We start from the raw sequence: 21,274 nt of genomic DNA, 5'->3' as shown, positions 1-21,274 counted from the left end.
CTCTTTGAACTCAGCCTGTGAAAACGCTTCATTAGGCTAGGCTTTTTTGAGTGCACCTTCTTTCAGTTCTTTAGGGTAGAAAACGTGTTACTTTACTCTTGACTTATTACCACTAGACTTATTCATTTTAATGTACTAATTTTTTAGCAAAAATTAGGTCGATTTTCATGCCGTATATCATTCTACTAAAGCGCTCTATTGCTTTTTTTAGCAATTCATTTTGGCATTTTCGTGCTGTATTCCCTGCAAAAAATAGAACTGACATCCTCTTTTTATAATAGTGAAACTAAAGCACGTCCTTCACATAGATTTTCTTATCGTCAACTAAGGGACGAATTTCAATCTCAATACCACGATCAATCAACTCCCTCAAAATAGCCTCTTCCTCTTTTGTCACAAAAACCTGACGACTGATTTGTTTAGTTTCTCCGGTTTCTTTGGTATTTCCCAAGTTGATGCTTTGCACTTCAGAGCAGCCCTCAATTAATTGCTTGGCCTCTTTGATAGTCTGAACAACAATAATCATTTTATATTTATCGGTGATTCCACTATTAATAGCTTCAATAGAATCCTGCATATTTTTCATCACCAACTTAACGCCTGTCGGTTTCCCTAGACGCAAAGTCGTTTTCCAAACGTCACTGGTAGCTACCATGTCACTGGCTACCAGAATACAGTCAGCTCCTACCCCATTCGTCCAGGAAAAGGCTACCTGACCGTGCAACAGACGATGATCCACTCGAACTAGTTTAATCATAAGAATTCCTCCATTAGAAATCTTCTTCCTCTTCTTTATTAGCGAAAAGGTCATTACAAAACATTGGTGCAGTTTCTTGTTTATTAACGATTGTACGAATCATCGTTGCTGTGTCTTCCTCTAAGGACAGAAACAGCTGCATGAGCAACGGTAGATTAATCCCGGTGATCAGATAAAAGTTTTTCCGATTCATATGTTTCATCCACTCATTATTGACACTGCCGCCGAAAACATCGGTACAGACAATCAATTCCTCGTCCTCAGGAACTTGAGCCAAAAGCTGATTGACGGGATCCTCAATATCATTGCATTCTACAAAAGCATTTAAGAGATGGACATTTTCCTGCTCGCCAACAATGATTTTTAAACTTTCGTAAATCCCCTTAGCAAAGGTTCCATGGGTTGCGATCACAAAATTTCTTTTCATTTTTTTCAATTCTCCTATACATCGCCATCGACTGTGCATCAGCCTTTTGCGGATTTCTAAAATACTCACTATTCACGGTTTCAATAGAATAAAACCCTAGATACTTATTCTTAGCAAACACCGCCAGATCTTCCGACATATTTCGCTCCCCGTCACCCCACGCCAAATGAGTGGTCGTTCCTTTGACGTCTACAAAATGACTATGGACGATTTCGGTCGGAAATACATCAAAATAATCTTGAATGGTTTCTCCAGCAGCTGCCATCGCACCGATATCTAGACAAACCTTTAGGCTCGGTCGATCAACATCGCTTAAAAGTTTTTTTAAATCCGTTGCCGTATTGACTAACAGGGATTCCTCTTTTTGCAATGCTTCAATGGCCAACAGCATATTTTTTGTTTCTGCATACTCACTTAACTGCTGCAACATCTTCACACTTCGCTGATAGGCAATTTTTAAGGGTTCATTATAAAAAGCCCAACCACTAGTCACAACAACTTGCTTAGCCTTAACTGCGGCGGCCACATCAATTGCATTCTTGAAATAAGCCAGTACCCGTTCCTGCATTGCCGAATCCTTAGCTGCCATGTTGTGGGGCTTAGGATTCGTTTGCTCGGGACAGATACCAATGATCTTCAACTCGTACTGATCTTCCAAACGTAAGAGCCTGTCAGGACTTTCATATTGCTGATAATCCAAAAAGAAATGCTGGGGTCCTGTCCAAAGCTCTACTTGCGAATACCCATTGATCTTGGCACTCTTGAAAAAATCCTCCAATTCATAAAAACGATGGCAACAATTCATCGCGCACATGGGAGTTTTCTCACTCATTCGCATCACTCCTTTAGCTTTTGAATCAATAGATAAGCCTCCAGCAGATCATTCACCAGATAATCACATTCAGACTGGTCCGGATAGAAACGTTCATCCTTCAAGGCAATGACAGTCGCTCCGGCTTTTTTGCCGGCTTCAATGCCATAGTGAGAATCTTCAACCACGATTGTCTCCTCTGGTGTTACTTTCAAACGCTCCATCGTTGAAAGATAAATCTCTGGATTTGGTTTGCTAGCAGCAAAATCCATTCCCGTAACCAACAAACTAAAATAATCCCTTAGCTGACATTCCTCCACCATATCGGTAATAGCTTCCATGGGCGAAGATGAAGCAATCGCCAATAGAAGACCATCTCGACGCAATTGATTCAGCACATACTTCACATAAGGGTTGGCAATATCTGAATAGGAAAAGGCATTTTTAGGTTCGTTCGCTTCGTAAAGCGTTTTCATTTCTTTTGGTGTAATGTCATCCTTCCACCATGAGGCCATCATTTCCCAGCCATGAGCGTTGCTACTGCCTGCGAGTTTTCTGACTTCTTTATCCTCTAGCTGTATACCAAATTGTTGAAAAAATAAAATCGTATGATACATATAGATGGGTTCTGAATCAATCAGAACACCATCCATATCAAAAATTACAGCTTTTTTCATGGGCCTAATAGTCAAACTGGCGATAGTAACGACGGTATTCCAAATTATGTTTGGTGTAAACCTCGTAATGTGCAGCCAAACGTTCAGTTAATAATGAAGTAACAATCCAAGGAACAATTAATTCTCTAAACTCCGCATCCAACCCCTCAAAAGAAAATTCCTGCGTATCCAGAACATAGTATTCAGCATTAATCATCTTACAGAAATTTTCAACCCGTGTATCTTGTTTTCTGAACTCGTCCTCACCCTTGACAATAAATACTGGAACACCTGGTTCGACCAATTCCAGAGTACCGTGGAAGAACTGAGAGCTAGTAACCGGGCGTGTTCTCACCCACTGCATTTCTTCAAGAATACACATTGCGAATAATAAGGTTTCCCCCCACAAAGAACCAGACCCAGTAAAGACCGTGTATTGTGCATTGTGAATAGCTTTGGCAATTTTATCTGCACGTGGTTCGAAGCTCTTGCGAATATCTACAAGATTTTTAAAGGCACCCTTTAATTGATCTGCAAATTTTTCATAATTGTCAAACTCCCCGCGTCGATTAAGCAAACTGTAAATAAAGAATGCTTGAAGCATATAAGAGTATTCACATTGACCCGTCGTCACATTGGCTTCTATAACATGCTGAGCAATTTTTCCTAAAGGACCATCTTTTTTCGTAAAAGCAACTATGCGAATCCCTTCTTCCACCATCCATTTAGTTGCTTCAATAATTTCTACCGTGTTCCCACTGGCACTGGCAGTAATTACCAAAGAGTCCTTTTTGATCTCTTTTGGTCGCAGCGTGTTGACGTTCGCTGCGTCGAAGCCGTAGATATCAACTGTGGATTTTTTCTTCACTAGATATTCAAATTGAGCAAATTCAAATTCGGTACCACCGATACCTAATAAAATAATATTGCTGTACCCTGCTTTCGCTACTTCATCCGCAAGGGCCTCGACTTCACCTCTTAGCGCGTAAATCATTTCTCCTTCAGCTAAATACTTGTCCTGATCAAATTTAATTAGTTCAACCTTTTCTGTAATTTCAGCCATTTTTGCAAGTCTCCTTTTCCGATTCCAAAATATCTACCAACAATCTTGTGAAAGTGATTTACGTCTTACTCATAGTGTGCACCCTATGGTTCTTTGAGTAATCCACTTTTCTATTTTATAGTACCAGAATAATCTGGTTCAAGCAAGCGCTTTCTTTAAATAATACTTATTTTGATTGAAAACGCTAATTTAGTCGTGCTTGTAGCAATGTATAAAAATGACGATTTCTTTACAGGATTACAAAATAATCCAATTAATTTATTTTATGTACCAAAATAAATTTAAACATAATTTACTTAGCTTTTGATGATAGGCTGTTCATGCTTAGAAGTATTTCGTGTATTTATCCAACGAATCTGTCTGACAGCCGTTATTCAGAATTCTCCAAGGCTTAATGACTAGAAAGTATACAGGCGTAAACACTTTCGGTATACTATTTTATGTGAATGTTCGTTCAGTGAGACACCTTCGTTCTACTGGTTTTATGATTGTCGATAACATTGAAGCGCTGAACAGCATTCGAATCAAACATATAAGGAGATTCATCCTATGGAAAAAGAAAAACCCTCAAAAATCATTCAATTTTTTGGCGGGAAAACCTCGTACTATATCATTGGTCTGATTATTTTGAGTGCGTTAGCCATCTATTTATTAAATACTGTTTCATTCATTTTCAGACCGCTAGTAGTAATTATTACCACGGTGCTGCCGCCGATGGTCTTTGCCTTACTGCTGTATTATTTACTAAATCCAGTGGTCAATTTCTTGAGTAAAAAGGGCTTGTCACGAACCATTGGCATCATTCTCACCTACGTGGTGATTCTGGGTGTGATTTTCTTTGGCGGCGCTCGCCTCGTTCCAGTTATCCAGGACCAAGCGCAGGATTTGATTAAACAGTTTCCAACGTATGTCGATGATTTCCAAAAATCGATCCGAAATATTTTGGATGCCACGCCATTTGCGACATCCTCTGATCAGGCATTGGATTCATTGGACAAGCTGGCAAAAGAAGCACTCACTTATCTTGGGAAAAACTGGCAGGACGGGGCAAAAGGCTTAGGAACGATCTTTTCCGCCGTCTCCAGTACTGCGATTACCTTGTTTACTGGACCGATCATCGCCTTCTTTTTACTGCAAAGTCCGCATAAATTGTACAATGCCGTGATTGACCTGATTCCACCGCGCTTCAGAAAGGATTCTAGTGCCTTAATCAGGATCGCTAACCAGCAATTAGGTGCCTTTTTAAAGGGACAAGTCATCGCGTCTCTGCTGCTGGGCTTGATTTACTGGGTCGTCTTCCTGCTGTTGGGGCTGGAATTTGCGACAGTTATTGCACTGGCTGCGGGAATCTTGAGCATCATCCCATATATTGGGTCATTCTTGGCCTTCTTACCGGGAATGTTCATCGCCTTTCAAGATTCAAATTTGATGGTAGTCAAATTCGTGATCGCCTGGTTTGTTGTTCAGCTGCTTCACGGGGACTTGGTTGTACCGCGGGTCATGGGAGACAAGTTGAAGATTCATCCAATCACAATTTTAGTTGTTTTATTGGTTATGGGCGATCTGTTAGGATTAGTCGGTGTGATCTTCGGAATTCCGATCTACTCCATGATTAAACTGTTCGTGGTCTTCACCTTCCGCAAGTTCAAACAGCGCTACAATAAGTACTTTTCTGATGAAGGTGCCTATCGAAACACTGGATTTTCTGAGGATGATTATCTATAAAAAAATGAGTTGTCTCCAAATTGCGGAGACAACTCATTTTTGTTTAATTTTTTATAAGTAAATCGAGAAGAACATCAGCATCGCACCCAGCATGACAAACAAATGCCAAACAACATGCATGTATCGGCGATTTTTCATACTGTAAAAGACCGATCCGACAGTATAAGCAACGCCTCCGCCAACCAACAGCAGCAAGCCCTTCAATCCAACACTATGATAAAGACTTGGCAAAGCAATCACGACTGCCCAGCCCATTACGTTGTAAATGATCGTGGACAATTTCGAGACCGATTTAACTTTGCTTAAGGTCAAGCTTTTGTAGACAATCCCAACGATCGCCGCCAACCAAATGACACTCAACAAAACAATCCCGATCGTTCCTTTAATATAAAGTAAGCAATAGGGCGTATAAGTCCCAGCGATCAACAGATAGATTGAACAGTGATCAAAGACCTGAAAGACCTTCTTCGCCTTGGTAAAGATTAAGCTATGATACAGCGTCGACGCTAAAAACAGCAGTAGTAGCGAAACACCATAGATAATAAATGATACATAATGCAGTCCACTATCGGCCTTCCTCAGCAAAAAAACAAACCCAATGATACTTAACACGACACCGATCCCATGCGTTACCGCATTCAACACTTCATTTGTAATCAGATATTTCCGATTAAATTGTGTATTCATTTATTTGTCACCTCGAATAATTTATTAAAGATACTATATCATGATTAACAAAATAATTCAAACTAGTTATCAAAACTAGATGATAAATTTATCCTAAGACTATCCCCTGTTTAATCAATTTATAGCCAAAAACTAAGTCATCTTCTATATAAATTTCCGATTCTTTGGCTGTGTTCAATACGTTGATCAGCTCAGTCAACGTCAAGACCTGACCCGTCTGCTTCGTCAAAACGATTTTATCCGTTTCTGTTTTGATCGTTAAATGATTCGTCTGCTTATCCCCGTCATTTATAAAGACATAGGTATAGGAAGACAGCTTTTTCAACTCACCTGCCGTATCCACCTGGATTGCGGTCAATAAATCTTTGGCTTTCAACGCCCTCACCTCCGCTTTCATTATAGCAAAAAGAAAACGATGAATCTGGGTAAAACGCTCCCCGACTCATCGTAATATCCTTAACTTCGATCCAAGCTTTTAGCGATTGTATTACCTAATGACTGAACGATCTGAACCAGTACAATCAGCAAAATAATCGTTGTATACATCACTGCCGGCTCATTGCGTAAAAAACCGTATTGATAGGCAATGCTTCCTAGTCCTCCTGCTCCGACTAGACCGGCCATCGCAGTGGCTCCGATCAAACCAATCATGGCGATCGTCAAGCCGCGAATGATTCCTCCCCGCGCCTCTCTCAACAGTACACTGCGGATAATATGAAAATGACTGATCCCCATTGCCTGATAAGCTTCAATTACCCCGCCATCGACTTCTAAAAGCGATGTTTCCACTAAACGAGCCAGATAAGGTGCTGTGTAAATGATTAACGGCAACAGCACACCCTGCACCCCAATCGTGGTTCCCATAATCAGCTTAGTGACAGGCAGTATCAAGAATAATAAAATAATGAATGGCAGCGAACGCAATACATTAATGATACTGTTTAAGATCGAATAGAGAGGAAGATTGCTGTTCAATCCAGCAGGACGAGCAATAACAAGCAACACACCCAGAGGTATCCCAATAACGATTGACAGCCCTAACGCCACACACACCATCACAAGGGTTTGACCCAATCCTTCGATTACGACATTGCCCCACTGATTCCAAAATTCGCTCATTACACAACCCCCTCAACGATGATTCCTTGATTTTCAATATACTCCTTCGCCGCTTGGAAATCGGCTTCTGTTCCGCCGTCAAACTGAACCAGCAACTGACCATGACGCTTATCCTTCAAATAGCCAATGTTCCCGCTGAGAATATTGGGACATAAAGGAAAATCCTTCGCGACCTTTGCCAAAACCGGTTCCGTTGCCTCTTCTCCAATAAATTGCAGTTGAACTAAACGACCAGTTCCCTTATAAGACGCTAGGACCTCATCTGGGACGTTGTAGCCATCATTTGCGCCAATGAACCGTTTCGTCGTTTCCTCTTCAGGACGGGTAAACAGATCGATCACAGGGCCTACCTCAACGACCTTGCCCTCCTCCATCACCGCTACACGGTCACAAATGCGCTGTACTACATCAATCTCATGAGTGATCAGAAAAATCGTGATCCCCAGCTCCTGATTGATCTTCGTCAATAACGTCAAAATGGATTCTGTTGTCTCTGGATCTAACGCACTAGTAGCCTCATCTGATAATAAGATCTCAGGTTCATGAGCCAACGCGCGGGCAATTGCCACCCGCTGACGCTGACCACCGGATAACTGCGCAGGATAATTGCCCTTTCTATCTGTTAAACCCACTAAGTCCAAATACCTGTCCACCCGCTCAGCGATTACTTCTTTTGGTATCCCCTCTAGCTTCAAGGGCTTAGCGATATTTTCATAAACAGTCGCTGTTGACAGCAAATTATAGCCTTGAAAAATCATGCCGATCTTACGTCTAGTTAACAATAATTCTTTTTTGTTAAGCTCGCCCAAATCTTGACCCTTGATCAAAATCTGTCCTGTTGTTGGCGGCTCCAAAAAATTAATCATCCGAATCAAAGTTGATTTTCCCGCACCAGAGTAACCCACCACGCCGAAAATCTCGCCCTGTTGGATCGTTAGGCTCACCTCTTTTACCGCTTCGATTCGACGCTTTTTTTGTTGGTAAACCTTTGACACATTTCTAAGTTCGATCATGTGAAGCTCCCTTTCTCATTCATCTATCTGGTACTACTAAAAAGCTGGAACCACAGAACCTTTGAATTTTTCCTCAATAAATTTCTTCGTTTCGTTTGATTGGTAATACTTTTTGATCTCTTTAACGATCTTGTCATCTTTGTTTTCTGTCCGAACTGCGAATACATTGTAATTAGGGTTATCCTTTAATGGCTCGTGGTAGATTGCATCATCATTAATGGTCAATCCCGCACCAAAGGCAAAATTCGTATTGATTGCTGCTGCCGCTAGCTCACCCAGCTGAGACGGAATCTGTGAAGCCTCTAACTCAACGATCTCGATATCCTTAGGGTTTTCCGCAATATCATTCTTCGTTGCTTTAATTTCCACGCCCTCTTTCAGCTTCAGTACACCAGCTTCTTCCAATAGCTTCAACGCTCGATATTCATTGGTCGGGTCATTCGGTACACCAACTTTGTCCCCCTTTTGAAGTTTACCTAAATCAGAAACTTTTTTAGAGTAAACCCCTAATGGGAAAGCCACTGTTTTAAAGGCCGATTCAATTTTGTAATCCTTATCCTTCACCTGCTGCTCGAGAAATGAAATGGTTTGATAACTGTTCCCATCCAAATCCCCGTCACTTAATGCTGTATTTGGCGTATTGTAATCATCGAAGCTTTTTACTGTAATATCTAATCCATCTTTTTTCGCTTGCTTGGCAACCTCTTCTAAAATTTCCTGATGAGGACCCGATGTCACACCAATCGTTACTTTCTTTTCATCCAATGGCTGCGCCTCACTTTTCGTCCCACAGCCCGCCAAGATTCCACTGACTGCCAATGCCGCCACACTTAATAAAATTCCTTTTCCTAATTTTTTCATCATCAATTCCTCCTAATTTTTGTCCATTTTGCCAAAGAAAAAAGCCCGCCCTCTTCCACACAATATGTGTTGGAAAAGGACGAGCTAACTCGCGATACCACCTTCATTTGCAACAGCCTCACAGCTATTGCCTCTACAAGTACGATCATACTTGAGCGTTGTTAACGAGCGCTGCCCCGTCACTGCCTACTTATCGGCAATGCCATTCAGAGACCATTTTCTAAATTCTTCCGCATATCCGCTCTCACCTACCCGGACTCTCTTTGATGCTTCGTCATTTATACTTTTCTCTTCATCACGTTTCTTTGATTAGCAAATTGTTAAATCGTATCTTACAGGTTAAAATAAAAGCTGTCAACACTTTTTATCATTAAAAACACAGTTGACTTTAATTTTAACAAAGCATAAACTAGTTGAAATCTCACTAAATGACTATGTATCGTGTTTCATTTAGCGAACTATTTATTCGTTTAAATAGAGCAAACCTTCTACTAACAGCTTGCTCTTTAATATAAAAAGGAGTTGAAATAATTGGACATCACTACCGAAGTACGCCCTGGCGCCAATCGCTATGCCAGCGGAGCGAATATTCTGCAAAATTTACCGAGCTATTTAACTGGCTTCAAAAAAATCTCGGTTATCACCGGGGAGAAATCCTCTGAAGCATTCAAAAAATACTATCGCAAGGAACTACATTACCCTACCTATCGATACGATGGCAGTTCAAGCCATGAAAACGCAGTGGAATTAGCCACTCGAATCGGACATGCTGAGTTGATTCTTGCGATCGGCGGTGGACGTGTGATCGATACAGCTAAGATGGTTGCTGAAGAACTGAACGCCGAGTTAATGGTGATCCCTACATTGATCTCTAATTGTGCTCCGTTTACTCCAATTGTCGCAGTCTATCATCCAAATCGGACATTTAAAGCCATGGGTTTCATGAAACGCGCGCCTTACTTAACACTGGTAGATTCAAACTTCCTGTTGGCAACACCGAAAGATTATTTTGTTGCCGGTATTGGTGATACATTAGCAAAATGGTATGAAATTGAAGGAATTACAAGAAATCTAGCTGAAGATGAAAAATCCGCTTATGTGCGACTTGGAATCGCCAGTGCAAAAGCAATCCAGCAGCTTCTTTTAGAAGATATCATTCCTGCTATTAAAGATCTTGAAAACCAACAACCAACCCCTGCCTTTAGTCGTGTTACCGATACAATCATTGGTTTAGCTGGGGAAACAGGCGGATTTGCTGCATCCTATGGCCGTTCCGGAGGCGCTCATGCTGTCCATGATGGTCTCTCCTATTTAGAAGCGACCCATGATCAGCTTCATGGCATGAAAGTCGCCTATGGTATTTTGGTTCAATTAGCTCACACAAAAGATTTAGAAGAAATCGAAAAACTGAGACCTTTTTATAAAAAAACCGGGTTACCTTTAAAACTAAAAGATCTAGAAGTATTCGATACATCAAAAGCATCTTTAGCACCCGTAATCGAACATGCAGCTTCTCAAAATGAAACCTTTAATATGGTTGACCCTAATATCACTGCGGATCAGATCTATCGAGCAATCCAAGCCGTCGAATTTTTATAAAGTTTACTTTTAAGCCATTGAGGTATACCTCAATGGCTTATTTTATTTGAGTTTACCTATTAACAATTATATATAATGTTTACCTCATTGATGAAAAAGGGGATGAATAAAATAAAGTAAATCTAAAATAAGTCCGTTAATTACGCATATTATTAAAAGTTTACCTTTAATGTCTCAAATTAAAAAGTTTACTCTATTTCAATCGATAAAAAAAGAAGTCATTTTTTTAAGGTAAACTTTATTATCGATTTTTCCAATTTAAAAAAGTTTACTTCAAATGATACTATAAAGTAAACTTCATTTCACTATATTAGTTATTCCTATCTCAAACGGGTTATTTTATCATCTGTTTTTTCCTACTAACTAGTTAGTGCACAGTTTACCTCAAAAGATTTAAATGAAGTTTACTCTATTAAAAATTAAGGTTTACTCTTAATAAACAGGGTTTACCTCAATTTCACATAATAGAGTAAACCTCAATCAACCAACATAAAGTTTACTTTTTAATTTAAGTTAACTTCAAATTTAAATATTGAGGTTAACTTTTTTCGATGATAAAAGTTTACTCCTATTTATATTAGAATAGAAGTTTACCTTATTCTTTTCATTATTTGTGGTTAACTTTATATATCGCAAGGTATACTTTAATCTGGATATATACGGTATACCTTTTATATTAATCGTTTACTTTAATTCTATTATCAACTAGATAAAGTTAACTTTTTAAAATTTATAGGTTTACTCATATTTTATTATAGGTAAACTTTATATAAGTATAAATACTATAATGAAGGTGTTTTATTCTGTTAAAAGTTTACCCTATAAAATTTAAAGTATACTTTTAGAAAAATAAGGGTTAACCTAAAAAAATTAAATAGTTTACTTTAAATAATATAAAGTAAACTTAATATATGAAAATGAAGTTTACCTTATTAATTAAAATAAAGTTTACTCTATTATAGAGAATTGCAGTAAACTTCATTTATCAATACTTTTATAGTTTACCTCATTATTATGAATTATAGTAAACCTTATTGATATTCTTTGCCTTTTATAGTAAACTTTAAATTGAGAAATTACGATTGGAGAATTTGTATGCCAAAAAAAGCTGAGACATATGTAGTAGGAAATTTTAAAGGGGGCGTAGGAAAGTCAACGACTGTTCAGATGCTTTCCTTCGAGAGTGCTTTTCGGAAAGATCGAAAGACCTTAGTTATTGATTTGGATCCCCAAGGAAATACAAGTGATGTATTGTCGCTAACTGCTGAAAATTTTGGTAATGATACATTACCTGACGAATTCGATGCAACAATTTGGGAGGCTGTCCGTTCTGGTGACATTCAGTCATCCATTTACCAGATCATTCCAAATTTAGATTTGATTCCAGCGAATATTTCGTTTTCTGATTTTCCGGATTATATGATTGAAAAATACCCTGGCGATAAATTGTCTCAATTTAAATACATGGAGGAATTGATTGAACCACTTAAGAATATTTATGATGTCATCTATATTGATGTCCCTCCGACGATCAGCACCTATTCAAATGCAGCCATGTACGTAGCAGAGTATGTTATCGTCATTCTGCAAACTCAGGTGAAATCACTCAAAGGGGCGCAAAATTACATTGATTACATGAACTTCTTCATTGAACAGTATGAAACAGAGCTTGAAGTTGTAGGGATTGTTCCGTTTATGATGCAAAAACGAGACTCCGTTGACCAGGAAATCTACACTGCAGCAAGAGAGATCTATGGGGCACATCTGTTGGATACAGTTGTGTTAAATCAAAGTCGTTTGAAACGCTACGATGGGTCCGGAATCACCTATGAAATCAACAAAAACGGCAAAGTTGAGCAATGGGACAAGCGCGCACACGAGGTTTTCGTCAATATTTTGGACGAAATTGATGAACATCGCCTCATATTAAGCGGTGAAGAGTAGGGGAGACGTTAAATGGCGAAAAAAATGAAGCTAGATTCGCTTTTAACGGCGAATAAGAAGAATAAGGGCATTGAAAAAATGTCTGAGTATTCCAATCAAGATAAAGAAGAGAAGAAACCCAGTTCTCAAGACCTTTTAGCAAAAAGAACGTTAAGTCCAGAAACGGATTTTCGTCGTCCCTCAATCCACGATGATTCTAGGCAATTAAATGAACGAACCCAAATTCAAGAACGTCCTTCTCAGCCGCAAGAATCAGAGTCAGGGAAAAGAGGGCGGAAACGTCAATATTACGATCCTCGTTTAAAAGCCTTGGAAATGCAAAAAATCTCTGCCAGAACTAAGATTCGTATGCAGAATTTAATCAATGCAAAGTTCGATGGGTATACACCAGATAAAATGATTGACTTCTTATACGACTATTATCTTGAAAAAGGGCTGTCAAGAGATGATCGAAGTTTCTTAAATCAGCTTGAGGAAGCCTCTATGGAGGAGTATAAAGAGAAGCCAAAATACCAAAAATTATTCAAAGAATTAGAAAACGATGAGAAATAAACGTAAAAAAAGTAAACCGCAATGCAAGATGTGATCTGCATTGCGGTTTACTTTTTTGAAAGTTATCTGATAATTAAGTTTACCTTTATTATTGTTTATTATTTTTTAAAGTTTACTTTTTCCTTACAAAAGGATTTCCATTCGCAGCTTGTGGATAACTAAAGGAATCCTTATCCACATTACTTTTTATCCACATTTCACCTTGAACAGGGGATAGCTATTACTTTATTTAGAGTAAACTCTAAATACTTTTATATCCTTTAATAAAGTAAACCCAAATTGTTTTTATCTCTGTATTATAGTAAACCTCAATTGCTTTTACAAATATAATAAAAGTTTACTCCAAAAAAAGATGTTAGGGAATCGCTTTACAACAGGCTTTTAATCCATTATTCTATACATGTAGAAAAAAACGAAAAAAAAGAGTTTAAAGATTTGGCGATCTTTAAACTCAAAGGTTTGAGCTAATTTTGGCGAATTAGCCTGTCACATTTAGATAAACGTTTAAAGGGTTAGAAAAATTGGTGTTTGCCTAACCTTCTATTAAGTATACCATATTTTGGTTACTTTCTCAATCATATATCTTGTGACAGTAAGCATTCCTTTAAAACTTTCGTAACTAATTTTGAGAGTGAACAAGGAGGTTTTTTGTCGTGTCCACAAATTTAGAAAATATCATGACAGCAGCAAACTTACCCAACGGAAATTATCTTCCGATTGATTTGAATTTAATTAATAATCCCCAGTATGAAAAGCTTTCTATTGAAGCAATGATGCTCCATGCACTCTACACAATGCGCATGACCTGCAGTATTTACAATGCCCAAAAAGATGGAAGTTGGCTTGATGAAACAGGGCTTCCATATATTTATTTTTCAAATGAAGAGGCAGCAACTTTATTAAGAGTATCTGAAAGAAAAGTAACTAATCTAAAAAATATGTTGATTGATGCTGGTTTGATTCAAGTAGTTCGGCATGGATTAAAGAATTATCGTATCTATGTTTCTAATCCGAAAGCACCTGAAAAATGTATTGTTGTACAATTGTCTTTTAAAAATTATATGAGCACAAAATCTTTAGCTCCTGTGGAAAACACGGTTACTGAAAAATCAGCCGAGTTATCCACTGTGGATAGAGAAGCAAAATCTGCGTCTTCGAGCTCGCAAAATCTGCTTACAAGTACACAAAAACATTTAGCAAAACAAACCACAAATGCAACAAAAGTAACCAGCACGCTGCCTCAAATCGCTGCGAATTCGCAGGATCAAAGCTTAATCGAGGGCTTAAATGCTCGCTATGCTCATTTATTACCGCAACAAGCTTTTCAACGTTTTTTACCGTTTTGTAACGGAAACTATGAAAAAGCACGCTGGTTTGTGGATACTATCTTCAAAGCTAAATATGCCAGCACGCAGCAATACATCAAAGCTGGCTTACCAGCAGAAGCCGAAGTCTTAACCTTTGAACACAACGACTATTTCAAGGCTGACATTGGAGATGCAATCGCTAAAGCTATCGAACAAATGTATCGCTATAAAACGGTCAAAAATCCAGAAGGCTTTTTCTTTGCATTCATGAAAGGCTTCTTTACAGAAAAAACGCGACAATACCTAGTTGATCATTATGAGTTAACCCCAGATCTGAAACAAACGCTTTCATCTGTTCAATTGACTATTCAGCAAAAAAAAGTGCGTCAAAAGCTTGAAAAAACACAAAAAGTCGCTAAAAATGTCTCCTAAGAACGAAAAGCTTTGATATAATGTAGCGGAGTCTATCAGTATAGAAAGGTTAATTTTATGAATAAGTTTAAACTAGCACTTTTTGGCTATAGTTGGCTTTTAGGATTGGCTGTAGGAGTCATTATAGCTTTATTTATGGGGCTGGCAGAGGTAGGTCATCAGCTTTTATGGCAAACATTGCCTAAAGCGCTGGGCGATCCGCGCCTTTACCCCTTGATTGTCTGTACGGTTGGCGGGGTTGCTATTGGCTTTTTTGTTAAAACTTTTGGCCGGTATCCCCGAACGTTGCAAGAATCTTTTGATGAATTTCAAGAAACTCAGCGAGTCGACTATCATGATGGCAAGCTGATCAGAAATTTATTAGGCGCTTTGATCGTATTGTTATTTGGCGCTAGCCTAGGACCTGAAGCGGCTCTAGTAGCAATCATTGGTGGTCTAGTGACCTATATTGCTGACCGAAGAAAAATTCCCGATGAACAGCGAGCTGATATGATCGAATTCAGCATTGGAACATCCATGGGTGTTATCTTTATGACGCCATTGTTCGGTGTGGGGCGTTCAGTGGAACGTGATAATTGGCAAGTGGTGACGGAAAGTAAACTTAAAAAATACGTTTTATACATTTTTACTACGTTTACAGGTTTCATTGGTTATCTTTTAGCGTATAATCTCTTTCCTAACCAAGAGCAAGTTTTTGCGATTCGCAGAATGGAGAGCAGTTTTACTTGGCAAGGTTTGCTGCTTGTTATTCCTATGATTATATTGGGCGCACTTTTTGGAAAATTTTTCCTCGTTTTACAAGAGAAGGGCGATAAGCTAAATCAACGGATCAAAAATCCACTGCCGTTAGCTATTTTAGCAGGAGTGCTTCTGGGATTATTAGGAACCATCTCTCCATATTTTCTGTTTTCTGGAGAGCATAATCTCTTATCCTTTACTCGCCAGGCAGAAACCATGAGCTTTTTCATTCTACTATTAATTGGATTTGGTAAAGTAGTGATTACGATGATTTGTTTGGCCTGCAATTGGCGGGGCGGGACGATTTTTCCGATGATTTTTGGTAGTATCGCGGTGGCATTGGCTTTTGCGAATTTATCACCGTACTCTCCCGGTTTACTGGTGGCTGTTTTCACAGCTAGTGCGTGTGCGGTAATCTTGAAGCAACCACTTGCTACAGCATGCTTGTTCTTATTATTGTTCCCAGTAGAACTATTCTTGTGGATCTGGTTAGCTGGATATTTAGGCAACTTATTTTTACAGCGGGTTCCCTTTTTCAATGAAGAACAAACAATCAAGTCTTTCAAACTTCCTGAATTACCAAAGCGTTCTAAAAAACCTTCAGTAAATACAGAAGAAGAGGGCGTCACAAAGGATGTCTCAGAATTAAGAAAAGCAGCGGATCGTAAAAAAGCTGAGAAGGCGGATGTTCAGCCACGCGTTGCTGAACCGAAGCGAGAAATTTTAGCACGAAAAGAAGTTCGTCAGCCGCGTGAACCAAAACGGACGATTCCAACAAAAACAGATAGACAATCAACTGATGCACCAATGACTCGGATGAGTCGACATCGACGTAAATAAAGAACAGCAGAAATTCTTCATTGAAAGAATTTCTGCTGTTTTTTGTCGTCCATTTTTTAAGGTTCAACAATATTGAAGTAACGTTCGTCAGGATTGACTTCAAACAGTCCGCTCCACTCCTTTAGTCCATCTGCTTTCGTATGAAGAAGCTGGTTCATAAAAGGTATTCTGTTTCCCCGATAAAGCCACTCTTCTGATGAAGGTAATTTTGTTAAATCAATTGGATAGTAAGTCAAAATTCCTTGCCAATAATCAAGTTTATAACAAGAGGTTTGTTGTTTATACACGCCATTTTCAAATGCCCAATCATCTTCAAAGACAATCGTACCAGAAAGTTGTTTGTCGGTATGGACTGTCAGCAAGCTTAAATAATTGAGCACCATTTCCCCTGTGAGATGATTAATCAAATCTGGAGAGCTATTGGCATAATGATCGGGATTTTTTATTGTTCCCTGAATCAGTTCCAGAGCTCCCGTTAAGTATTCATTGCGCCAGGTCCCTGATTCTGCTTGATAACCCAGTTGGGTGAGAGCTTTGTTGCAAAGGTGGCGTGCCTCTAGATTATTTGGCTCTGCAAAAACAATCAAATTGGTCACTTTAGCTACCCAGCGATAATTTCCGTTTCGATAGTCTTCAGCAGCTTTTTGTAAGACTTTTTCTGCTCCCCCCATATAACTGACGAAATTTTTGGCTTCTTCAATTGGCGGCAGCGGGTCTAAATTGACTGGATTCGAATCATACCAGCCCATATACTTTTGATAGACGGCTTTACTGTTATGGCTTATTGTTCCATAGTAAGGTCTCAAGTACCATTTTTCTGTTAATTCCTTTGGCAGAGTAATTTGGTTTTCAAGCTCGTTAAAGGTGTACCCTTTGTTGATTGCGGTTAATGTCTGATCATGGATACCTTTATATAATCGTGCTTGTGAAATTAAGTAGTCTTTAATTGTGTCAGGTTCTTCGTCTGTTGCATAACGCGGCCAAGTATGGGCATGGAACATTACCTTCGCTTGGTTTCCAAACAATTCTTTAGCCTCTAATAGATATTTTGCCCAAGCAGTTGCGTCACGAACCTGCGCACCTCGTAAGGTATATAAATTATGCATAGTACAGGTACAGTTTTCTGCCATCCATAAGGCTTCATATTGAGGAAAATACGTGTTCATTTCGGCAGGAGCTTCTGTGCCGGGAGTTAATTGAAAAACCATTTCTAATCCATCTACTTCTAGCGTTTGATTTTCAGTAATCTCTTTTGTTGGGAGTTCAAAACTAACAGTCCCTAGAGACTGTCCTTGACCAATACCGATAGACAGTGAACCAGTCGGCGATTTTTCCAGCAGGGTGCCATATTGATAGCCTGCTCGTCGGCCCATGGCTTTTCCTGCCATCAAATTTTCCGCAATTGCCGCTTCAGTAAAACCTGTTGGAGCAAAAATAGGTATCTCTGGATCTAATGTGAAATCAGGAAACAATCCGCGAAGGCCACCAAAATGATCCACATGAGAGTGGCTAATAACAATTCCTGCGATATGACCGTCAACTATCGGATAGCCATTTTTTTCAAACCAGCGATTGGCAAATTTAATCGCTGCTCGGGAACATTCGATACTCATCAAGGTGTCAAAAATTACCCAGGTATTTTTGCGGGTCAAAATCAGACTCAAGTTCGCCATATCAAAGCCGCGAAGTTGAAAAATTTTATCCGTTACACGAAAAAGTCCGGTCTGATGATTGCAACGGGCATTTTCCCACAGGCTGGGATTGGCGGATTCGGGACAGTCATTTTCCAAAAAATCGTATGCTTTTTGACTCCAAATCACTTTGTTTTCTTGGATAATTTCAAGCTTGTTAAACGAGGCAACACAATTTTGTTTAGCTAAGTTCAATTCGTGATTTTGGTTGAAAGGTAAGCTCGACTTCATTTGCTGATTATGCTGACAGGTATAATGACTAGCTTTTTCCATAAATACCTCCTTCTAAAAATGTGATAAACCAATCGTAAGCGATTTCAACACAGGCTGTCAATCTATAGCTGAAGGGTAGAATGGGGATAAGAATTAAACCTTTAGAGTTATTTTTAATGCTTTTATTGAAAGAATATTTTTTTGAAAGCGTTGACCAAAGTTCTGCTGACTGCTACTCTATTTATTAGAAGGCTAGAACTTCAAAACAGAAAGGAACGTGTGACAATGTTAAACGAAGCAAAGATTCGTGCGTATTTGGAAAAAGAGAAATTGGATGCTTTTTTTATTGCCAAAAGAGTAAATGTTCGTTTTACTAGCGGTTGGACAGGAGACGATTCATTTATTTTGCTCACACAAGAGGGACAATACTTTTTGACCGATCCGCGTTATACCGAACAGGCGGATATTGAAGTACCAGATTATGAAATCATCAATTGGCGCTTGCCCGGGCGGACTGTTGGGGATACAGTGGCGCGCTTAGCAAGTGAGAAAAATATTAAAACGATCGCTTTTGAAGCGGATTATCTGACTTATGATATGTATTCCGATTTTACTTCGAAAACAAATGCGGAATTTGTTCAAGCTGGTGGTGTGATTGATCGCATGCGTGCCATTAAATCACCAAAAGAAATTCAATACATGCGCAATGCTTGTGAAATTTCTTGCCGTGCGTTGAATCGACTGTTACCAGAAATTCGTGTTGGAGTGACGGAAAAAGAATTGGCGGCTAAGCTTTCTCTTTACATGGTACAAGAGGGGGCCGATACTCAGCCTTATGGCAATATTTTAATTTCTGGCGCGAATACCTCTTTGTTACATGGGATTCCATCGAAAAAATCAATTGAATATGGCGACTTTGTCTTAATGGATTTTGGTTGCCAATACGAAGGCTATATGTCTGATATGACGCGTACGGTCGTTGTCGGTAAAGCTTCTGAAAAGCAAAGAGAAGTCTATGAACTAGAAAAACAAAGCTTGGAAGCAGCTGAAGCAGTCATGAAAAACGGCGCTGCGGTGAAAGATATTTATCAAGCCTCTCTGAAACCTTTGGAGGGCACAGAGTATCCGCAATATACGTATCGAAATATTGGTCACAGTATTGGGCTGTTTGTTCATGAATTGCCATACATCGATGAGCAGTATGACGATGTTTTGGAAACTGGAATGGTCATGACTATCGAACCTGGAATTTACATTCCTGATTGGGGCGGTGTGCGGATCGAGGACCAAGTCTTGATCACCGATGACGGCTATGAAAATATGATCAGTATTTCTCATGATTTGATTGAATTATAATCGTGAGATAGGCTATACTAAGACGACGACGGCACAGGCTGTCGTCGTTTTTTAAACACATAAATCTGGCAATTGATTACAAGAAAAACGTATGGATTTACAGGATTCTACGTAGAAAAGGGAGGGAAACCGATGAATGAACAGGAAGCGTTTGATTTCGTCTATGATATTGGAGAGACACTATTAAAGAATGGTGCGGAGATCAAACGAATTGAGACGACCATTCGTCATATCGCGGAAGCTCTGGATCTGAAGGAGTTTGATAGTTTTGTCTTAATAAATGGAATTTTTATGACGGCTCGGCTGAAGGATCAAACTGTTCAGGCCCGTGTGCGGGATATTCCGATTTCACCGATTAATTTAGGACGTATCGAACAAATCAACACCTTGTCGCGGCGCTTAACGGAAAAACGTTTGAGTCCGGAGGATGCCAATGAGTGGCTGCAGGAAATCAAAAAAGAATCCTTTGCCTCAAATCCATTAAAAATCTTTGCCTATGCTTTCGGTAGTGCTAGTTTCTGTTTTATCTTTGGTGGAAGTCTCTGGGATACCATCGGTGCATTCATTTTGGGAGTGCTATTAGCCTGCTTTTCTATGTACTTATTACCGAAATTTAATATGTCGGATATTATTTCAACGATTACTAGCAGTGGTTTTGTCAGTATTTTAGCCTGCTTGTTCGTTCATTTTTTCCCAGTATTACAGCTGACAAGTCTAGTTACTGGCGGAATCATTTCATTATTGCCTGGTGTGGCGATTGTTAATGGTATACGTTATTTATTTGATGGTGACTACAGTTCTGGCTGGGGACAGATGATCAATGCTTTAATTACCGCTCTTTGTGTTTCGGTGGGAGTTGGGCTTGTCTTGCAATTATTTAGTTAAACTTATTTGAATATTGAAAGGGGCGAAAGCGGTCATGATAACTACCTTACTTCAAATCCTAGCAGGTTTTTTAGGAACGATCTCGTTTGCAATACTTTTTGAAGTTCCCCGACGCTACTATGTTTACTGCGGAGTAATCGGTGCTTGTGGTTGGGCCATCTATTTACTGATCATGCATTTTTGGGTTGCCCCCGTCGCGGCAACTTTTATTGCTTCAATAGTCTTGATTTATCTTTCACGAGAGGCGTCCTTCGCATTAAAAGCACCGGTAACAATTTTTTTGATCTGTGGTATTTTTTGCCTTGTTCCCGGAATGGGGATTTACAATTTTACTTATAATTTCTTCATCGGTGATTCCATCAAGGCCGCGCAAATTGGTGTTCAAGTTTTGAAGATCGCTATTGCAATTGCTGTAGGGATCACGATTGGATATGAAATGTCACCGAAGTTTTTCTACTCCTATCACAAAATGCAAAAGAATAAAAATTCACTCTCGTGAATAAAACGGAAAAACAATTTTGTTGTATAACAGAATTGTTTTTTATTTTATTTTCATTTAAAAAAACAAGTTGATTATTTTAGAAAGTGTTATTGAAAA

20 protein-coding genes and 1 other annotated feature are annotated in these 21,274 nt (G+C 39.1%); of the genes, 9 read left to right on the top strand and 11 right to left on the bottom strand.

Annotated elements, in window-relative coordinates:
• Positions 1–286: 286 nt before the first annotated feature.
• Genes KQI58_RS19850 through KQI58_RS19830 form a run of 5 tightly spaced genes read right to left on the bottom strand, consistent with a single transcriptional unit; the run spans position 287 to position 3,714 of the window.
• Positions 287–757 (bottom strand): PTS sugar transporter subunit IIB, encoded by a 471-nt coding sequence (locus KQI58_RS19850; protein WP_216410698.1) that lies wholly within the window; start codon positions 755–757, stop codon positions 287–289.
• Between the two features lie 13 nt (positions 758–770).
• Complete coding sequence (locus tag KQI58_RS19845) at positions 771–1,184, bottom strand: PTS sugar transporter subunit IIA (protein ID WP_216410697.1); 414 nt, start codon at positions 1,182–1,184, stop codon at positions 771–773.
• Positions 1,141–2,016 carry a sugar phosphate isomerase/epimerase family protein gene (locus KQI58_RS19840; RefSeq protein ID WP_216410696.1) on the bottom strand — a complete coding sequence of 292 codons (876 nt, stop codon included), beginning with the start codon at positions 2,014–2,016 and terminating at the stop codon, positions 1,141–1,143. The genes KQI58_RS19845 and KQI58_RS19840 overlap by 44 nt, the downstream gene beginning before the upstream one ends.
• A 5-nt stretch (positions 2,017–2,021) precedes the next feature.
• Positions 2,022–2,672 carry an HAD family hydrolase gene (locus tag KQI58_RS19835; protein WP_216410695.1) on the bottom strand — a complete coding sequence of 217 codons (651 nt, stop codon included), beginning with the start codon at positions 2,670–2,672 and terminating at the stop codon, positions 2,022–2,024.
• A 4-nt stretch (positions 2,673–2,676) separates the two neighbouring features.
• Positions 2,677–3,714 (bottom strand): SIS domain-containing protein, encoded by a 1,038-nt coding sequence (locus KQI58_RS19830; protein ID WP_216410694.1) that lies wholly within the window; start codon positions 3,712–3,714, stop codon positions 2,677–2,679.
• Between the two features lie 549 nt (positions 3,715–4,263).
• Between KQI58_RS19830 and KQI58_RS19825 the strand changes: the two genes are divergently transcribed.
• Positions 4,264–5,439 carry an AI-2E family transporter gene (locus KQI58_RS19825; RefSeq protein WP_216410693.1) on the top strand — a complete coding sequence of 392 codons (1,176 nt, stop codon included), beginning with the start codon at positions 4,264–4,266 and terminating at the stop codon, positions 5,437–5,439.
• A gap of 51 nt (positions 5,440–5,490) precedes the next feature.
• On the opposite strand, the gene trhA is transcribed toward KQI58_RS19825, so the two are convergent.
• From trhA to KQI58_RS19800, 5 genes are all read right to left on the bottom strand, one after another.
• Complete coding sequence (gene trhA / locus KQI58_RS19820) at positions 5,491–6,126, bottom strand: PAQR family membrane homeostasis protein TrhA (RefSeq protein ID WP_216410692.1); 636 nt, start codon at positions 6,124–6,126, stop codon at positions 5,491–5,493.
• Positions 6,127–6,214: 88 nt separating this feature from the next.
• The gene (locus tag KQI58_RS19815) at positions 6,215–6,511 is read right to left on the bottom strand and encodes a hypothetical protein (RefSeq protein WP_367397956.1); all 297 of its coding nucleotides are present in this window, start codon (positions 6,509–6,511) and stop codon (positions 6,215–6,217) included.
• Between the two features lie 71 nt (positions 6,512–6,582).
• Positions 6,583–7,245, bottom strand: a complete 663-nt coding sequence (locus KQI58_RS19810) for a methionine ABC transporter permease (RefSeq protein WP_216410690.1) — start codon at positions 7,243–7,245, stop codon at positions 6,583–6,585.
• Complete coding sequence (locus tag KQI58_RS19805; RefSeq protein WP_216410689.1) at positions 7,245–8,258, bottom strand: methionine ABC transporter ATP-binding protein; 1,014 nt, start codon at positions 8,256–8,258, stop codon at positions 7,245–7,247. Before KQI58_RS19805 ends, KQI58_RS19810 begins: the two co-directional genes overlap by 1 nt.
• A gap of 36 nt (positions 8,259–8,294) precedes the next feature.
• The gene (locus tag KQI58_RS19800; RefSeq protein WP_216410701.1) at positions 8,295–9,119 is read right to left on the bottom strand and encodes a MetQ/NlpA family ABC transporter substrate-binding protein; all 825 of its coding nucleotides are present in this window, start codon (positions 9,117–9,119) and stop codon (positions 8,295–8,297) included.
• Between the two features lie 72 nt (positions 9,120–9,191).
• Positions 9,192–9,424 (bottom strand) — a binding site (T-box leader).
• Positions 9,425–9,650: 226 nt separating this feature from the next.
• On the opposite strand from KQI58_RS19800, the gene KQI58_RS19795 reads away from it, so the two are divergent.
• The 5 genes from KQI58_RS19795 to KQI58_RS19775 all read left to right on the top strand — a co-directional run bounded on the left by KQI58_RS19795 (position 9,651) and on the right by KQI58_RS19775 (position 16,531).
• Positions 9,651–10,718 carry an iron-containing alcohol dehydrogenase family protein gene (locus tag KQI58_RS19795; RefSeq protein ID WP_216410688.1) on the top strand — a complete coding sequence of 356 codons (1,068 nt, stop codon included), beginning with the start codon at positions 9,651–9,653 and terminating at the stop codon, positions 10,716–10,718.
• Positions 10,719–11,813: 1,095 nt separating this feature from the next.
• A complete protein-coding gene (locus KQI58_RS19790; RefSeq protein ID WP_216410687.1) occupies positions 11,814–12,662 on the top strand; it encodes a ParA family protein in 849 nt (282 codons plus the stop codon).
• Between the two features lie 12 nt (positions 12,663–12,674).
• Positions 12,675–13,214, top strand: a complete 540-nt coding sequence (locus tag KQI58_RS19785) for a hypothetical protein (protein ID WP_216410686.1) — start codon at positions 12,675–12,677, stop codon at positions 13,212–13,214.
• Between the two features lie 653 nt (positions 13,215–13,867).
• Positions 13,868–14,953, top strand: coding sequence for a replication initiator protein A (locus KQI58_RS19780; RefSeq protein WP_216410685.1), 1,086 nt, complete (start codon positions 13,868–13,870; stop codon positions 14,951–14,953).
• Between the two features lie 57 nt (positions 14,954–15,010).
• On the top strand, positions 15,011–16,531 hold the full coding sequence (locus KQI58_RS19775) for a chloride channel protein (RefSeq protein ID WP_216410684.1): 1,521 nt from the start codon (positions 15,011–15,013) through the stop codon (positions 16,529–16,531).
• A gap of 56 nt (positions 16,532–16,587) precedes the next feature.
• Here KQI58_RS19775 and KQI58_RS19770 read toward each other — a convergent pair whose 3' ends face one another.
• Positions 16,588–18,495, bottom strand: a complete 1,908-nt coding sequence (locus KQI58_RS19770) for an alkyl/aryl-sulfatase (RefSeq protein WP_216410683.1) — start codon at positions 18,493–18,495, stop codon at positions 16,588–16,590.
• Positions 18,496–18,720: 225 nt separating this feature from the next.
• Here KQI58_RS19770 and KQI58_RS19765 point away from each other — a divergent pair, with 225 nt between their 5' ends.
• The 3 genes from KQI58_RS19765 (at position 18,721) to KQI58_RS19755 (ending at position 21,175) form a co-directional block, all read left to right on the top strand.
• Positions 18,721–19,791 carry a M24 family metallopeptidase gene (locus KQI58_RS19765; RefSeq protein ID WP_216410682.1) on the top strand — a complete coding sequence of 357 codons (1,071 nt, stop codon included), beginning with the start codon at positions 18,721–18,723 and terminating at the stop codon, positions 19,789–19,791.
• A 132-nt stretch (positions 19,792–19,923) separates the two neighbouring features.
• The gene (locus KQI58_RS19760; protein WP_216410681.1) at positions 19,924–20,676 is read left to right on the top strand and encodes a threonine/serine ThrE exporter family protein; all 753 of its coding nucleotides are present in this window, start codon (positions 19,924–19,926) and stop codon (positions 20,674–20,676) included.
• Between the two features lie 34 nt (positions 20,677–20,710).
• On the top strand, positions 20,711–21,175 hold the full coding sequence (locus tag KQI58_RS19755) for a threonine/serine exporter family protein (protein ID WP_216410680.1): 465 nt from the start codon (positions 20,711–20,713) through the stop codon (positions 21,173–21,175).
• Positions 21,176–21,274: the final 99 nt, after the last annotated feature.

It is taken from the genome of Enterococcus raffinosus (assembly GCF_018917525.1).
GTDB classification, from domain to species: Bacteria; Bacillota; Bacilli; order Lactobacillales; family Enterococcaceae; genus Enterococcus_A; species Enterococcus_A raffinosus_A.
This window is presented reverse-complemented; position numbering and strand designations above follow the sequence as displayed.

What these genes read in the sequence shown, in the direction of transcription:
- KQI58_RS19770 (WP_216410683.1), bottom strand. Translation starts at nt 18,495, where the DNA reads ATGGAAAAAGCTAGTCATTATACCTGTCAGCATAATCAGCAAATGAAG.
- KQI58_RS19830 (WP_216410694.1), bottom strand. Translation starts at nt 3,714, where the DNA reads ATGGCTGAAATTACAGAAAAGGTTGAACTAATTAAATTTGATCAGGAC.
- KQI58_RS19825 (WP_216410693.1), top strand. Translation starts at nt 4,264, where the DNA reads ATGGAAAAAGAAAAACCCTCAAAAATCATTCAATTTTTTGGCGGGAAA.
- KQI58_RS19775 (WP_216410684.1), top strand. Translation starts at nt 15,011, where the DNA reads ATGAATAAGTTTAAACTAGCACTTTTTGGCTATAGTTGGCTTTTAGGA.
- KQI58_RS19765 (WP_216410682.1), top strand. Translation starts at nt 18,721, where the DNA reads ATGTTAAACGAAGCAAAGATTCGTGCGTATTTGGAAAAAGAGAAATTG.
- KQI58_RS19840 (WP_216410696.1), bottom strand. Translation starts at nt 2,016, where the DNA reads ATGAGTGAGAAAACTCCCATGTGCGCGATGAATTGTTGCCATCGTTTT.
- KQI58_RS19835 (WP_216410695.1), bottom strand. Translation starts at nt 2,672, where the DNA reads ATGAAAAAAGCTGTAATTTTTGATATGGATGGTGTTCTGATTGATTCA.
- KQI58_RS19790 (WP_216410687.1), top strand. Translation starts at nt 11,814, where the DNA reads ATGCCAAAAAAAGCTGAGACATATGTAGTAGGAAATTTTAAAGGGGGC.
- KQI58_RS19785 (WP_216410686.1), top strand. Translation starts at nt 12,675, where the DNA reads ATGGCGAAAAAAATGAAGCTAGATTCGCTTTTAACGGCGAATAAGAAG.
- KQI58_RS19760 (WP_216410681.1), top strand. Translation starts at nt 19,924, where the DNA reads ATGAATGAACAGGAAGCGTTTGATTTCGTCTATGATATTGGAGAGACA.
- KQI58_RS19810 (WP_216410690.1), bottom strand. Translation starts at nt 7,245, where the DNA reads ATGAGCGAATTTTGGAATCAGTGGGGCAATGTCGTAATCGAAGGATTG.
- KQI58_RS19755 (WP_216410680.1), top strand. Translation starts at nt 20,711, where the DNA reads ATGATAACTACCTTACTTCAAATCCTAGCAGGTTTTTTAGGAACGATC.
- KQI58_RS19805 (WP_216410689.1), bottom strand. Translation starts at nt 8,258, where the DNA reads ATGATCGAACTTAGAAATGTGTCAAAGGTTTACCAACAAAAAAAGCGT.
- KQI58_RS19850 (WP_216410698.1), bottom strand. Translation starts at nt 757, where the DNA reads ATGATTAAACTAGTTCGAGTGGATCATCGTCTGTTGCACGGTCAGGTA.
- KQI58_RS19845 (WP_216410697.1), bottom strand. Translation starts at nt 1,184, where the DNA reads ATGAAAAGAAATTTTGTGATCGCAACCCATGGAACCTTTGCTAAGGGG.
- KQI58_RS19800 (WP_216410701.1), bottom strand. Translation starts at nt 9,119, where the DNA reads ATGAAAAAATTAGGAAAAGGAATTTTATTAAGTGTGGCGGCATTGGCA.
- trhA (WP_216410692.1), bottom strand. Translation starts at nt 6,126, where the DNA reads ATGAATACACAATTTAATCGGAAATATCTGATTACAAATGAAGTGTTG.